This window comes from Streptomyces sp. Root431 (genome assembly GCF_001426585.1).
Taxonomy (GTDB): domain Bacteria; phylum Actinomycetota; class Actinomycetes; order Streptomycetales; family Streptomycetaceae; genus Streptomyces; species Streptomyces stackebrandtii.
Map to the genome: position 1 here is coordinate 427,143 of NZ_LMEI01000012.1, position 13,728 is coordinate 440,870.

The following is a 13,728-nucleotide window of genomic DNA, read 5'->3' on the forward strand; positions in this document are numbered from 1 at the left end:
GGCCGTCGGCTCAGTGCCGGACCAGGCAGAACGGATGCCCGGCGGGGTCGGCGTACACCCGCCAGCTCCGCTTGCCGTCCGCCTCGTCCAGGACGGTCGCGCCGCGGGCGAGGACCTCCGCCTGGGCCGCGTCGAGGTCCGGGACACCGAAGTCGAGGTGGAACTGCTGGGGACGCTCGGGGTCCGGCCAGGCCGGCGGGCGGTGGTCGTCGACGCCCTGGAAACAGAGGACGAGCCCGGCGGGGGTGTGCAGGGTGGACCAGGCGTCGCCGAGGGACCAGCGGGGATCCGGCCGGTCGACCTCCCCGCCGAGGACGGAGCGGTAGAACTCCGCGAGGGCGCGGGGCGCGGGACAGTCGATCACGAGGCACTGCAGGTCGGCGATCATGCGCGGAGTGTATGAGCCGAGCGGGCTCAAGCCGCGTCCTGGCCCGCCCGCTTGGCCGCGCGGACCTGAGTGCGGACCGCGCCCATGCTCGCCGCGATGACGAGGGCGATGGCGAGGGCGTCGACGACGGACAGGGCCTGGCTGAGGATGAGGAAGCCGGCCGCCGCGGCGATGGCCGGTTCCAGGCTCATCAGGATCGCGAAGGTGGGCGCGGGCAGGCGGCGCAGGGCGAGGAGTTCGAGGGTGTACGGCAGGACGGACGACATCAGCGCGACCCCGAGGCCGAGCAGGATCGTCGACGGTACGAGGAGCTTGTCGCCCGCCTCCGCGATGCCGAGCGGCAGGCTGAGGACGGCGCCGAAGGCCATGGCGAGCGCGAGCCCGTCGGCCTGCGGGAAGCGGCGGCCCGTACGGGCGCTGAAGACGATGTACGCGGCCCACATCGCACCCGCGGCGAGCGCGAACGCGGCACCGACGGGATCGAGGCGGTCGAAGCCGCCGCCGCTGAGCAGGACGACGCCGCCGAGGGCGAGCCCGGCCCAGAGCAGGTTGCCCAGGCGGCGCGAGGCGACCACGGAGAGGATCAGCGGGCCGAGGACCTCCAGGGTCACGGCGGCGCCGAGCGGGATCCGGTCGGCCGCCTGGTAGAAGAGGATGTTCATCCCCGCCATGGCCGTGCCGAAGGCGACGATGGTGCCCCAGTCGGAGCGGCTGTAGCCGCGGACCTTGGGACGGCAGACGGCCAGCAGGACGACGGCGGCGAGCACGAGCCGGAGGGTGACGACGCCGAGGGCGCCGGCGCGGGGCATCAGGAGGACGGCGACGGCGGAGCCGAACTGTACGGAGAGTCCGCCCGCGACGACGAGGGCGACGGGCCCGAGGTGCCGGCCCGCCTTTCCGGGCGCGGGAACCCCCTGGGGCTTCCCGGGTGCGGAGACTCCCGAGGGCTCGACCGTCACGGCGACAGGCGGCACGTCCTTGACCGGACTGTTCACCGGACCACTCCTCCACTCACTCGCTCACACCACACCACACCATCACTAGTTCAGCACACTGTACTCCAAGTCCAACACACTGGACTCGCCGTCTACTCCCACCAGGATTCCCCTCCCACGCTACGAGCCCCCGCGCGGCACCGGAAATGCCGATTGCGCTGCGGTTATGCTCCGAAGACATGAGCATCGAGCTGCGTCACCTCCGCTGCTTCCTCGCCATCGCCGAGGAATCCAGCCTCACCAGGGCCGCCGCCCGGCTCCACCTCACCCAGCCGGCCGTCTCCCGCACGCTCGCCGCGCTCGAACAGCACCTCGGCGCGCGGCTCGTCGACCGCTCCACCCACCACCTCGCCCTCACCGCCGAGGGCCGCGCCTTCCACGACAGGGCCGCCGCGGCCCTCGCCGCCTTCGAGGCCGCCGTCGACCCGGCCAGACTCCGCCACCGCCCCCTGCGCCTCGGGCACGCCTGGTCGGCCTTCGGCCCGTACACCACCCCGCTGCTCCGGCGCTGGCAGCGGCAGCACCCCGAGACCCCCCTCGAACTCCTCCGCATCGACGACCGCACGGCCGGACTCGCCCGCGGCGAGGTGGACGCGGCGCTGCTCAGGGGCCCGGTCGACGCGCCCGGTCTCGTCACCGAGGAGCTCGCCACGGAGGAACGGGTCGCCGCGCTGCCCGCCGACAGCCCGCTCGCCGACCGGACCGACCTCACCCTCGGGGACCTGGCCGCCGAGACGATCGTCCTCAACACCGTCTCCGGCACGACGACGCTCGCGCTCTGGCCCGCCGGCGCCCGCCCGGCGGCCACCCTGACCGTCGCGAACACCGACGACTGGCTCACCGCGATCGCCGCGGGCCGCGGCACCGGCGTCTCCTCCGCCTCCACGGCCGCGCTCCACCCGCACCCGGGCGTCGCCTACCGCCCGCTGACCGACGCGCCGCCCCTGCCGGTGGTCCTGGCCTGGCGGGACGCCTTCCCGCACCCGGCGACGGGCGCGCTGGTCGCGATGGCCCGGGAGATCGTCAGCGGGGACTGACGGAGGAGCCGAGCGCCTCCCACTCCTCGCGGAGGATCCCGTACGTGATCGAGTCCCGCCAGGCGCCCCGGACGTGGACGTGCCCCCGGATCCGCCCCTCCTCGACGAACCCGGCGGCGAGCAGCGTCCGCGCGGAGGCGGTGTTGAGGGGCGCCCGCGCGGCCCACACCCGATGCAGATCGAGCTCCCCGAAGGCCAGCCCGAGCAGCAGCCCGACGGTCTCCCGCCCGTACCCGACGCCCCACGACTCGGGCCGCAGCGCGAACCCGACGGTCGCCGCGCGCTGTTGATGCGGATCCACCGCGAGCCGCCCGAACCCGACGAGCACACCGGTGGCCCGCTCGACGACCCCGAGGGCGTACTCCTCGCGGGGAACGGCCCGCGCGGACGCGAGGGACCGCTCGACGACCCCCCGGACCTCGTCGAGGGAACGCGTCGGAAAACTGAGGTGCTCGGTCGCGACCTCGGAGCCGTAGATGCCGTGCACGGCGGACACGTCGTCGGCGGCGAGCTCACGGAGCACGAGCCGGCCGTACGCGGACGAGACAGGTCGCTCCATACGCCCGAGCGTATCGGGACTCCCGCTCGGACGACGGGAGTTGCACCGACCCCACGCCGCAACGAACCCCCCACGTGCCGGGCCCCACACGTGCCGGGCCCACGCGTGCGTCTCCGCACTCTCGTGCGAGCAGAACAACCCGGCGGAGGAACCGCCCGGGCGCGGGAAACTGCGGCCAGGTGCAAGGGGTGGGCCGGGTGCGCGGGCTTCTGGTGGGACCGCCCTCTTTCCGAGAGTCGCACCTTCCGGCGCCGCGTCAAGGGCAAGTCGGCTCCGCCGATGGCCTACGGCCACCCTTGACCCGGCACCGGAAGCTGCGCAAAAACTCTCGGAGGGCGGTACCGCGCCGTAGGCGGGTGACAGGTGTGGGGGTGGGGGCTGGGTTCGCGGCAGGGGTGAGTGGGCGAAGTTCGTCCGGTGGTGGGTGCGCGGTTGTTGAATGGGGCGGCCGGGCGAGGCTTAGCGGCGAACGCCCGTCGCCTGGCCGGGACTCAGGCCCCGCTGGTCACTCCCGGTGGGCGAGTGGCACGGGCATACCGCGCCGGGATCGAGGACACACCCTGACCTACATGCTCCCTACCGTCGGTCCATGACCACTTCCCCGGAGAACCCGACCGAACTCCCTCCCCTCGAAGGCGAGCGCGGCGAACTGCTGCATGCGCTCGCGGAGCAGCGGGAGTTGCTGCTGATCACGGTCCGAGGCATCGACGACGCTCAGGCCGCGCAGCGCACGACCGTGAGCGAACTGACCCTGGGCGGGATCGTCAAGCACCTCACCCGCGCCGAGCAGGTCTGGACGCAGATCATCGCCAAGGGCGACGGAGAGCTGCCGGAGGGCATGCTCGACATGGAGCAGTACCGCATGGCGGACGGCGAGAGCATCGCCGAATTCCTGGAGCAGTACACGGCTGCGGGGAAGACGACCGACGCGATCGTGTCCGCCCTGCCGGACCTGGACCGCCGCCTGCCCCTCCCTCGGACTCCGTGGTCTCCGCCGGAGACCGTCTACTGGTCCGTGCGCCGCATCCTGCTCCACCTCATCAGGGAAACGGCCCAGCACGCCGGCCACGCGGACATCATCCGGGAAACCCTCGACGGATCCAGCACCACCGCCCAACGCTGACCCTCGACCGAGCCCTCTCCAGGGGAAGCGTGAGGCGAGTCATTCGTGCAGTTCGATCATCGAGGGAAGGCGAAAGGTCAGCCTTTGCGGCATTCCCGCCCCCGGTTACCCGGAGTATCTGCACGTTAGGCATGCCCGGCACCCCTCCACCCACCGGGAATGACCAGCGGGGCCTGAATCCCGGCCGCCCACCGTCCGTCCGACGCCAAGCCTCGCCCAGCTGCCCCATTCAACAACCGCGCACCACCCGCTCACGGGGCTTCGCCCACCGGCCCCGACCGCAAACCGAGCCCCCACCCACACACCCGCCACGCGCCTACGGCGCAGTGGACTGCCCGGGCCCCCTGCGTGGCCACGCCCCCGGCCGCCCTCCGAGTGTGAAAAGGCGGCCTCCGCCGCCGGGTCAAGGGTGGCCGCAGGCCATCGGCGGAGCCGACTTGCCCTTGACGCGGTGGTGGAGGCCGCCACACTCGGAAAGAGGGCGGCCACACCAGAGGCTCACGGTGCCGGGTCACCCCGGCACCTAAGAAACCCAAGCTCAGCGGTACTCACACAGGTACGCGGTCGCGACCTCGACCTTCAGCTGGAACTTGCTGTCCCCCGGGACCTCGAACCGCGTGCCCGCCTCGAAGGTCTTCCAGTCACCGGCGTCCGGCAGGTTCACCGTCAGGGCGCCGCTGACCACGTGCATCGTCTCCGGAGCGGCCGTGCCGAACTCGTACTCGCCCGGGGCCATGACACCGACGGTCGCCGGACCTTCCGTCGCCTCGAACGCGATCGACTTGACCGTACCGTCGAAGTATTCGTTGACCTTGAACATGACCGTCCTCCGGGGGAACTCGTCGCGCGCCGCTACTGGCGAGGCGAGTGTACGAGTCACCTTTCCTGCCCCTCCTCCAAGCCCTCCGCCAGCACCTCCGCCAGGTGCCTGGCCCTGCCGCCCGCGAGGTCGGCGATCTGCGTCCTGCACGAGAACCCGTCCGCCAGGACCTCCGATCCCTCCGGGGCCGCGCGGAGGGCCGGCAGGAGCTGGTCCTCGGCGCAGGCGACCGAGACCTCGTAGTGGGCCGGTTCGAAGCCGAAGTTGCCCGCCAGGCCGCAGCAGCCGCCCGACAGTTCGCCCGTGAGGCCCGCGTGGGCGCGGAGGCGGCGGTCGGGGGCGTCGCCGAGGACCGCGTGCTGGTGGCAGTGGGTCTGGCCGGCGACCGGGCGGTCGAGGCGGGGCGGGGTCCAGTCGGGGGCCAGGGTCTCCAGGGCCTCGGCGAAGGTCAGGACGGAGGCCGCGAGGCGGGCCGCTCGGGGGTCGTCCGGCAGGAGTTCGGGCAGGTCCGTGCGGAGAGTGGCCGCGCAGGAGGGTTCGAGGACGACCACCGGTCCGGGGGCGGCGGAGAGGCCCAGGACGTCCAGTGTCCGGCGCATCGCCTTCCGCGCCGCCCCCAGCCGCCCCGTCGACACGTACGTCAACCCGCAGCAGACCCGCCCCGGCGGCAGCGCCACCCCCAGCCCCGCGTCCTCCAGAACGCGCACCGCCGCCCGGCCCACCTCCGGGGAGAGGTGGTTCGTGAAGGTGTCCGGCCACAGGGTGAGGGTCGGCGGGCGGCGGGAGCCGCGTTCGCCGAACCAGGACACGAACGTCCGGTCCGCCACCCTCGGCATCGACCGCTCCGGCGTCACCCCCGCGAGCCGCGCCGCGAACGGCAGCCGCGTCGCCGCGTTCACGCCCCGGCCGAAGAGGGCCAGCCAGCGGGGCAGGCCGCCCATCGTCCAGTGGGAGCGCGGCCGGCGCAGCAGGCCGAGTGGGCCCGCGTAGTGCCGGTCCAGGAACTCCGCCTTGTACGCGGCCATGTCGACGCCTACCGGGCAGTCGCTGCGGCACCCCTTGCAGGACAGGCACAGATCGAGCGCCTCCCGGACCTCCTCCGACCTCCAGCCGTCGGTGATCACCTCGCCGAGCGCCATCTCGTGCAGGAGTCGCGCCCGACCCCGCGTGGAGTGTTTTTCCTCCCCCGTCGCCCGGTAGGACGGGCACATCACCGTCGCTCCCGAACTCGGGCCCTCCACGCGACACTTGGCGACCCCCACGCACCGCGCCGCCTCCCGGCCCACGCCCACCAGCGGCAGCCCCTCGAAGCGCAGTCCGGAGTCCAGCGGCTTCGGGCGGACCAGCATCCCCGGGTTCAGGCCTCCGTCCGGGTCCCACACGTCCTTCACCGCGCCGAAGAGGCCGACGAGCTCCTCCCCGTACATCCTCGGCAGCAGCTCCGCCCGCGCCTGCCCGTCGCCGTGCTCGCCGGAGAGCGAGCCGCCGTGGGCGACCACGAGGTCCGCCACCGCCTCCGAGAAGCGGCGGAAGTCCCGTACCCCCTTCTTCGTCCACAGGTCGAAGTCGATCCGGACGTGCACGCACCCGTCCCCGAAGTGCCCGTACGGGATCCCCCGGAGGCCGAAGTCGGCCAGCAGCGCGCGGAATTCCCGCAGGTACGCGCCCAGCCGGGCCGGCGGCACCGCGCAGTCCTCCCAGCCCGGCCACGCCTCCCCGCCCCCGGGGAGCCGTGTCGCCGTCCCCGCCGCGTCCTCGCGGATCCGCCACAGGGCCCGCTGCCCGGCCGGGTCCCGGACCACGACGGAATCCAGCGCGTCCGCCGCCCGGACCAGGCCCGCAGCGGCCGAAGGACCGTCCGTCTCCACGAACAGCCACGCCCCGCCCCGGGGCAGCCCCCCGGCCCCGGCCCCGCCCCGTACGAGGTCGGCGGCCATCCCCTCCACCGTCAGCGGCCCGTACGGGAGCAGCCCCGCCGCCGCCTCCGCCGCCGCGCTCTCGTCCGGGTACCCGAGGACGACGAGCACCGGGTCCGCCGGCAGCGGGACGAGCCGTACCGTCGCCTCCGTCACCACCCCCAGCGTCCCCTCGCTCCCGCAGAACGAGCGGACCACGTCCACGCCCTTCTCCGGCAGCAGCGCGTCGAGGGCGTAGCCGGAGATCCGGCGCGGGAGGCCGGCCGGGTAGCCGGTCCGGAGGAGGGCGAGGTTGCGGCCGACGAGGTCGAGGAGTCCGGCGGGGGCGCCCCGCCCGTCCCGGCCGAGCGTCAACCTCTCTCCCCCGTACGTCACCACATCCAGCGAGCGCACGTTGTCCGCCGTGGTCCCCCACGCGACCGAGTGCGCCCCGCACGCGTTGTTGCCGATCATGCCGCCGAGGGTGCAGCGGCTGTGCGTGGACGGGTCGGGGCCGAAGGTCAGCCCGTACGGCCGCGCCGCCTCCCGCAGCCGGTCGAGGACGAGCCCCGGCCGGACCACGGCCGTCCGCTCCTCCGGGTCCAGGGAGACGAGCCCGGCCATGTGCCGTGTGAGGTCGAGCACCACGCCCGTACCGGTGGCCTGGCCGCCGATGGAGGTGCCGCCGCCCCGCGCGACGACCGGTGTCGTCCCGTGCGCCCGGCACACCTCCAGGACGGCCGCGACGTCGGCGGCGTCGCGCGGCGCGACCGTACCGACAGGCACACGGCGGTAGTTGGAGGCGTCCATCGTCGTCAGGGCCCTCGCCGTGACGGAGAAGTCGACGTCTCCGGCGACGGCGGCGCGCAGCTCCGCGGCGAGGGCGGACGCATGATCCTCGTGTGTTCCCACAACGCCAGGATGTCTCAGTCCTCGTCTCATCCGGCGGACATCCCGCGACCGGCCCCTTCCGGACCCGATACTCTCCGCCTCGTGGCTGAGATCCAGATTCCCGCTGACATCAAGCCCGCCGACGGCCGTTTCGGCGCGGGCCCCTCCAAGGTGCGTACGGAGGCGCTGGACGCCCTGGCCGCGACCGGCACCTCTCTCCTCGGCACGTCCCACCGCCAGGCTCCGGTCAAGAACCTGGTCGGCGAAGTGCGTGCCGGCGTCTCCGACCTCTTCTCGCTGCCCGAGGGCTACGAGGTGATCCTGGGCAACGGCGGCTCCACCGCCTTCTGGGACATCGCGACCCACGGTCTGATCGAGAACAAGTCGCAGCACCTCACCTTCGGCGAGTTCTCCTCCAAGTTCGCGAAGGCCGCCAAGCTGGCTCCCTGGCTTGCCGAGCCGACCGTGATCTCCTCCGACCCGGGCACGCACCCGGAGCCGGTGGCCGAGGCGGGCGTCGACGTCTACGCGTACACGCACAACGAGACCTCCACCGGTGTCGCCGCCCCGATCAAGCGGGTCGCCGGTGCCGACGAGGGCGCGCTCGTCCTCGTCGACGCGACCTCGGGCGCGGGCGGTCTGCCCGTCGACATCGCCGAGTCGGACGTCTACTACTTCGCCCCGCAGAAGTCCTTCGCCGCCGAGGGCGGCCTGTGGCTCGCGGCGTTCTCCCCGGCCGCTCTGGAGCGCGCCGCCCGTGTCCACGCCTCGGGCCGGCACATCCCGGAGTTCTTCTCGCTGCCGACGGCGATCGACAACTCGCTGAAGAACCAGACGTACAACACCCCGGCGCTCTCGACCCTCTTCCTGCTCAACGAGCAGCTGAAGTGGATCAACGGCCAGGGCGGTCTCGACTGGGCCGTGGCCCGGACGAAGGAGTCCTCGGACGCGCTGTACGGCTGGGCCGAGGAGTCCAAGTACGCCTCGCCGTTCGTGGCGGACGCGGCGAAGCGCTCGCAGGTCATCGGCACGATCGACTTCGCGGACGAGGTCGACGCGGCGGCGGTCGCGAAGGTGCTCCGCGCCAACGGGATCGTGGACACCGAGCCGTACCGCAAGCTGGGCCGCAACCAGCTGCGGGTCGCGATGTTCCCGGCGATCGACCCGGCGGACGTGCGCGCCCTGACGGCGTGCATCGACTACGTGATCGAGAAGCTCTGATCTTTCGCGGCTTCTCGGAGCTTTCATAGCTCTCGAAGCTCTCGTAGCTCTCGTAGCTCTCGAAGCTCTCGAAGCTCTCGAAGCTCTCGTACGAAGGGCCCGGCACGGACATCGTCCGTGCCGGGCCCTCGTGCGTCACCTGGCTCGTGCGTCATCTGGCTCGTCCGTCACCGGCTGAGCGCCTGGTAGCGGCGGACCGCCAACGGCAGGAACACCGCCGTGAGGACGAGCGGCCACGCGAACGCCATCAGGACCGCGTGCTGCTCGACCCAGGTGCCGCCGTCCGCGCCCGGGTTGCCGAAGAGCTCGCGGGTGGCCGTCACCGTGGACGAGATCGGGTTCCAGGCGGCGACGGGCCCGAGCCAGGAGGGCATCAGGGACGGTGCCACGTACACGCTGGAGATCATCGTGACCGGGAAGATCACGGCGTAGAGCGCTCCGGCCGCCTCGGTGTTCGGCACCATCAGGCCGCACCACACGCCCACCCAGATCAGACTGAACCGCAGGAGCAGGAGCAGGCCGAAGCCGAGGAGGGTCGGGCCGGTGCCGCCGTCCGAGGTCCAGCCGATGGCGAGGGCGGTGGCGGCGAGGATGGCGAGTTCGGCGGCGGCGACGAGGAGGTCGGAGAGGCCCCGGCCGGTGGCGACGGCGGACGGGGCCATCGGCATGGAGCGGAACCGGTCCACGACGCCCTTGCCGCTGTCGGAGACGACGGCGGTCGCGGTGTTCATGAGGCCGAAGGCCATGGTCATGGTGAACATGCCGGGCATGAGGAACTCGCGGTAGTCCCCGCCGCCGGGCACGCGCATCGCGCTGCCGAAGACGAATCCGTAGAGCAGGACGGAGACGATGGGGAAGCCGAGCTGCCAGACGATCGCGATCGGCTGCCGGCGGTAGTTGAGCAGGGTGCGGCGGACGAGGGTCCAGCAGTCGGCGACGGCCCAGTAGGCCCGGCCGCCGAGGGTGTCCGCGGGGGTGGTGACGGTGCTCATGCGGCGGCCTCCTGGCCGGTCAGGCGGAGGAAGACGTCGTCGAGGGCGGGGCGGCGCAGGGCCAGGTCCTCGACGGCGATCCCCTCCCGCTGGAGGGTGCGGGCGACCTCGGTCAGGGCGGCGACGCGGTCGGTGACGGGGGCGTGGACGCGCCGTTCGGACTCGTCGGTACGAGGGTCGGTGCCCGCGACGCGGGCGAGGACCGCGCGGGCGGCGGGGAGGTCGGCGTGCTCGGCGACGACGACCTCGACGCGGTCGCCGCCGACCCGGTCCTTGAGGCCGTCGGGGCTGTCGTCGGCGATGGCCCTGCCCCGGTCCATGACGGTGATCCGGGAGGCGAGCCGGTCGGCCTCGTCGAGGTACTGGGTGGTGAGCAGGACGGTCGTCCCGCCCGCGACGAGGGTGCGGACCGCGTCCCAGACCTCGCCGCGGGCGCGCGGGTCGAGGCCGGTGGTCGGTTCGTCGAGGTAGAGGACGGCGGGGGCGAGGATCATCGAGGCGGCGAGGTCGAGGCGGCGGCGCATGCCTCCGCTGTACTGGCCGGCGCCCTTGTCGGCGGCCTCGGTGAGGCCGAAGCGGTCGAGGAGTTCGGCGGCGCGGGTGCGGGCGCGGCGGGCGCCGAGGTGGAAGAGGCGGCCGAAGAGTTCGAGGTTCTGCCGCCCGGTGAGGCCCTCGTCGACGGCGGCGTACTGCCCGACGAGACCGATGCGGGCGCGGGCGGCTCGCGGGTCTCGGGTCACGTCGACGCCGGCGACCCGGGCCTGGCCGCCGTCCGGTTTGAGGAGGGTGGCGAGGATGCGGACGGCGGTGGTCTTGCCGGCGCCGTTGGGGCCGAGGAGGCCGTGGACGGTGCCGGCGCGGACGGCGAGGTCGAAGCCGTCGAGGGCGTGGGTGGCGTCGTTCTTCTTCCCGTACCGCTTGCGCAGTCCTTCGGCGAGGACGGCGTGTTCGTGCATGGAGGCCTCCCGGTTCTGAGTACACCGCATTCTGAGTACACCGTACTCAATTAAGAGTACACCGTACTCAGTTTTAGAGTGGCGGCATGACGACGAGCAGCCTCGACCTCCTCTGGGGCACCGGCGACCGCCCCAGCCGCGGCCCCAAGCCGGGCCTCACCCTCGACCGGATCGTCACGACCGCCGTCGGGATCGCCGACGCCGAGGGGCTCGACGCCGTCTCGATGCGGCGGGTGGCGAGCGAGCTCGGCGTCGGCACGATGTCGCTCTACCGGTACGTCCCCGGCAAGACCGAGCTCCTCGACCTGATGCTCGACCGCGTCCAGGGCGAGTCCCTCGACGACGCCCCGAAGGCCCCCACCCACTGGCGCGACACCGTCACGGCGCTGGCCCGGACCACCCTCGCCCTCTACCGGGCGCACCCCTGGCTGCTCAAGGTCAACGAGGCCCGCTCCGTCCTGGGCCCGAGCGCGCTGCGCGGCCTGGAGCTCTGCCTCTCGGGGCTCAAGGGGCCGCACGGCATGGGTCTGAGCGACCCCGAGACCGTCTCGGTCATCATCACCGTGCAGGGCTTCGCGGCGGGGATCGCGCGCATGGAACTCCAGGCCGTCGAGGCGGCGAAGGAGACGGGCGTCGACGACGAGGAGTTCTGGCGCACGCAACGGCCCTACCTGGAGCGTGCGATGGCCAGCGGCGACTACCCGCTGATGGCGGCGCTCGCCGCCGACACCTTCTCCCACGACACCGACCACTTCGCCTTCGGGCTCGCCCGCCTCCTCGACGGCTTCGAAGCCCTGGTCGGCTCGGTGCGAAGCGCCTGAGTGCCGGGCTCGCCCCGGCGGATCAGCGGCGCAGGAGGCGCTTGATCCCGAGGACGAGGACGGTGGCGCCCGCGAGGACGAGGAAGCCGACGGTGGCGTTGCCCTGGCTTCCCTGGTCGCCGCCCGTGACGGCGGAAGGCTTCGGGGTCTCGCTCTTCCCCGGCGTCTCCGTGCCCGACCCGTCTCCCGTGTCCGACCCGTTCCCCGTGTCCGGCGGACGGTTCTCCGCATCGCGGTCGACGCGGACCACCTTGCTGTTCGCGCCCTCCGAGCCGAACATGAACGCCGAGCCGTCCGTCGTGTACGTCACCGACTCCGCCTGCCCCTGGAAGGGGGCGCCGACGCCCGTGCCCCCGTCGCCGAGGCGGCCGTCCTTCCAGGCGTACTCCTTCGCGCTGAAGTAGCCGCGCAGGACGAGCCGTCCGCCGTCCGGGGAGAAGGCGCCGTCGGTCACCCACGGCACCTCGTCGACGCGGCGGAAGACGTTCGTCCCGGACGAGGAGAGCCGCTCGGGGCCCGCGTACAGGCCGCCGCCGTCCTGGTTCTTGCTCGCGATGTACACCCGGCCGGTCTTCGGATGGACCATCAGCGCCTCGGCGTTGCGCGGCCCGTCGGCGTACTTCACGACGTACTGCTTCGCCGCCACCTTCTGGTCCTTGAGGGTCTTCGGCTCGGGGAAGCGGTAGATCCAGACGTGGTCCCAGGAGCCGTCGAGGTTGTCGCCGATGTCGCCGACGTAGATGTCGCCGTCCGGGCCGACGGCGATCGCCTCCATGTCGCGGGGCGTGCCGACGCCCTGCATCGTCAGGGTCGCGACGGTCTCGCCCGTGCGGGAGTCGATGCCGTAGATCAGGGGCGCGTCCTGGTCGTTGTGCGTCCAGTAGATCCCGGGGTGGGCGCGGCTCGCCGCGAGGCCGCTGGACTCGGTGATCCGGGGGTCCGCGATCGTGAAGTCCCGGTCGGGGTCCTGCCCTTCGGCACGGGCATGGCCGGCGGGGAGCAGCACCAGGGCCGCCGCCGCGCCGAGGGCGCACAGAGCAGTTCGCATGGCCTCAAGCCTGCCATGGGGCGGGGGAAACCTGCTTGACCAGCGGAGGAGCCCGCTGTCATGGTCACGCGCATGCCCACTTTCACCGCGCCCGACGGCACGGAACTCGCCTACCACGTCTCCGGTTCCTTCCCCGGTTCCGGCGCCCCGCTCATCTGCCTGCCCGGCGGTCCGATGCAGGACTCCGCCTATCTCGGGGACCTGGGCGGGCTCACCGCCCTCCGTACGGTGATCCGGCTCGACCTGCGGGGCACGGGCGCGTCCGCGGTGCCGGACGACCCGTCCTCGTACCGCTGCGACCGGCTCGTCGAGGACGTCGAGGCGCTGCGGATCGAGCTCGGGCTCGACAGCCTCGACCTCCTCGGGCACTCGGCGGGCGCGAACCTGGCCGCGCTGTACACGACCCGGTACCCGGAGCGCGTCGCCCGGCTGGTCCTCGCGACCCCGGGCGCGGCGGCCGTCGGGCTCGACACGACGGGCGAGGAGCGGCTCGCGGCGGCGCGGCTGCGGAGCGCGGAGCCGTGGTTCGGGCCGGCGTACGCGGCTCTTGAGGAGCTCGCGGCGGGGCGCGGGTCGGCCGAGACCTTCCAGGCGGTCGCGCCCTTCTTCCACGGCACGTGGGACGAGGCCGCGCGCGAGCGGCACGCGGAGAGCCACCGTCAGCTGAACGGCGAGGCAGGGGGGGTCTACGGCAGCGAGGGCGCGTACCAACCGGCGGCCACGCGCGCCGCGTTCGCGGAGTTCGACCGTCCGGTGCTCGTCGTCGCCGGGGAGGGCGACGCCAACACGCCGGTGCCGACGGCCACCGCGTACGCGGAGCTGTTCCCGAAGGCCACGCTCGCGGTCCTGGCCGGGGGCGGGCACTTCCCGTGGCACGACGACGAGCGCTGGTTCGCGGAGACGGTCGACGGCTTTCTGGGATGACCCCTGCCCGGGGCCGTGTCCCGGATCACGTCGCCGCCCCGGGGAGCGGTCCGCGATG

The 13,728-nt window shown here is 73.0% G+C and carries 13 protein-coding genes; 5 read left to right on the top strand and 8 right to left on the bottom strand.

Annotated features, from left to right (window positions below):
• Positions 1-10: 10 nt before the first annotated feature.
• Both ASC82_RS24125 and ASC82_RS24130 read right to left on the bottom strand, forming a co-directional pair.
• A complete protein-coding gene (locus ASC82_RS24125) occupies positions 11-388 on the bottom strand; it encodes a VOC family protein (protein ID WP_056651771.1) in 378 nt (125 codons plus the stop codon).
• 26 nt (positions 389-414) lie between these two features.
• Positions 415-1,383: an EamA family transporter gene (locus ASC82_RS24130; protein WP_242427757.1), complete on the bottom strand. Its 969-nt coding sequence runs from the start codon at positions 1,381-1,383 to the stop codon at positions 415-417.
• A gap of 179 nt (positions 1,384-1,562) precedes the next feature.
• Here ASC82_RS24130 and ASC82_RS24135 point away from each other — a divergent pair, with 179 nt between their 5' ends.
• Complete coding sequence (locus ASC82_RS24135; RefSeq protein ID WP_056651773.1) at positions 1,563-2,420, top strand: LysR family transcriptional regulator; 858 nt, start codon at positions 1,563-1,565, stop codon at positions 2,418-2,420.
• Here ASC82_RS24135 and ASC82_RS24140 read toward each other — a convergent pair.
• Positions 2,407-2,979 (bottom strand): GNAT family protein, encoded by a 573-nt coding sequence (locus tag ASC82_RS24140; RefSeq protein ID WP_056651776.1) that lies wholly within the window; start codon positions 2,977-2,979, stop codon positions 2,407-2,409. The genes ASC82_RS24135 and ASC82_RS24140 overlap by 14 nt on opposite strands.
• Positions 2,980-3,568: 589 nt before the next feature.
• Between ASC82_RS24140 and ASC82_RS24145 the strand changes: the two genes are divergently transcribed.
• Positions 3,569-4,102, top strand: coding sequence for a DinB family protein (locus tag ASC82_RS24145; RefSeq protein ID WP_056651779.1), 534 nt, complete (start codon positions 3,569-3,571; stop codon positions 4,100-4,102).
• A 538-nt stretch (positions 4,103-4,640) separates the two neighbouring features.
• Here the strand turns inward: ASC82_RS24145 and ASC82_RS24150 are convergent.
• Together ASC82_RS24150 and ASC82_RS24155 are read right to left on the bottom strand one after the other, a co-directional pair.
• A complete protein-coding gene (locus tag ASC82_RS24150) occupies positions 4,641-4,922 on the bottom strand; it encodes a pyrimidine/purine nucleoside phosphorylase (RefSeq protein ID WP_056651781.1) in 282 nt (93 codons plus the stop codon).
• A 56-nt stretch (positions 4,923-4,978) separates the two neighbouring features.
• Positions 4,979-7,759 carry an FAD-binding and (Fe-S)-binding domain-containing protein gene (locus tag ASC82_RS24155; RefSeq protein WP_056651784.1) on the bottom strand — a complete coding sequence of 927 codons (2,781 nt, stop codon included), beginning with the start codon at positions 7,757-7,759 and terminating at the stop codon, positions 4,979-4,981.
• A 51-nt stretch (positions 7,760-7,810) separates the two neighbouring features.
• Between ASC82_RS24155 and serC the strand changes: the two genes are divergently transcribed.
• Positions 7,811-8,929 carry a phosphoserine transaminase gene (gene serC / locus ASC82_RS24160; RefSeq protein ID WP_056651787.1) on the top strand — a complete coding sequence of 373 codons (1,119 nt, stop codon included), beginning with the start codon at positions 7,811-7,813 and terminating at the stop codon, positions 8,927-8,929.
• Between the two features lie 167 nt (positions 8,930-9,096).
• Here serC and ASC82_RS24165 read toward each other — a convergent pair whose 3' ends face one another.
• Entirely contained in the window at positions 9,097-9,921 is an 825-nt protein-coding gene (locus ASC82_RS24165; protein ID WP_056651790.1) for an ABC transporter permease, read from the bottom strand.
• The gene (locus tag ASC82_RS24170; RefSeq protein ID WP_056651795.1) at positions 9,918-10,877 is read right to left on the bottom strand and encodes an ATP-binding cassette domain-containing protein; all 960 of its coding nucleotides are present in this window, start codon (positions 10,875-10,877) and stop codon (positions 9,918-9,920) included. Before ASC82_RS24170 ends, ASC82_RS24165 begins: the two co-directional genes overlap by 4 nt.
• An 86-nt stretch (positions 10,878-10,963) precedes the next feature.
• On the opposite strand from ASC82_RS24170, the gene ASC82_RS24175 reads away from it, so the two are divergent.
• A complete protein-coding gene (locus ASC82_RS24175; protein WP_056651799.1) occupies positions 10,964-11,698 on the top strand; it encodes a TetR/AcrR family transcriptional regulator in 735 nt (244 codons plus the stop codon).
• A 22-nt stretch (positions 11,699-11,720) separates the two neighbouring features.
• On the opposite strand, the gene ASC82_RS24180 is transcribed toward ASC82_RS24175, so the two are convergent.
• Positions 11,721-12,746, bottom strand: a complete 1,026-nt coding sequence (locus tag ASC82_RS24180) for a hypothetical protein (RefSeq protein ID WP_056651802.1) — start codon at positions 12,744-12,746, stop codon at positions 11,721-11,723.
• A 72-nt stretch (positions 12,747-12,818) separates the two neighbouring features.
• On the opposite strand from ASC82_RS24180, the gene ASC82_RS24185 reads away from it, so the two are divergent.
• On the top strand, positions 12,819-13,670 hold the full coding sequence (locus ASC82_RS24185) for an alpha/beta hydrolase (protein WP_056652509.1): 852 nt from the start codon (positions 12,819-12,821) through the stop codon (positions 13,668-13,670).
• Positions 13,671-13,728: the final 58 nt, after the last annotated feature.

Coding starts and splice junctions, on each gene's coding strand:
- ASC82_RS24125 (WP_056651771.1), bottom strand. CDS start 388: ATGATCGCCGACCTGCAGTGCCTCGTGATCGACTGTCCCGCGCCCCGC.
- ASC82_RS24135 (WP_056651773.1), top strand. CDS start 1,563: ATGAGCATCGAGCTGCGTCACCTCCGCTGCTTCCTCGCCATCGCCGAG.
- ASC82_RS24140 (WP_056651776.1), bottom strand. CDS start 2,979: ATGGAGCGACCTGTCTCGTCCGCGTACGGCCGGCTCGTGCTCCGTGAG.
- ASC82_RS24145 (WP_056651779.1), top strand. CDS start 3,569: ATGACCACTTCCCCGGAGAACCCGACCGAACTCCCTCCCCTCGAAGGC.
- ASC82_RS24150 (WP_056651781.1), bottom strand. CDS start 4,922: ATGTTCAAGGTCAACGAATACTTCGACGGTACGGTCAAGTCGATCGCG.
- ASC82_RS24155 (WP_056651784.1), bottom strand. CDS start 7,759: ATGAGACGAGGACTGAGACATCCTGGCGTTGTGGGAACACACGAGGAT.
- ASC82_RS24165 (WP_056651790.1), bottom strand. CDS start 9,921: ATGAGCACCGTCACCACCCCCGCGGACACCCTCGGCGGCCGGGCCTAC.
- ASC82_RS24170 (WP_056651795.1), bottom strand. CDS start 10,877: ATGCACGAACACGCCGTCCTCGCCGAAGGACTGCGCAAGCGGTACGGG.
- ASC82_RS24175 (WP_056651799.1), top strand. CDS start 10,964: ATGACGACGAGCAGCCTCGACCTCCTCTGGGGCACCGGCGACCGCCCC.
- ASC82_RS24180 (WP_056651802.1), bottom strand. CDS start 12,746: ATGCGAACTGCTCTGTGCGCCCTCGGCGCGGCGGCGGCCCTGGTGCTG.
- ASC82_RS24185 (WP_056652509.1), top strand. CDS start 12,819: ATGCCCACTTTCACCGCGCCCGACGGCACGGAACTCGCCTACCACGTC.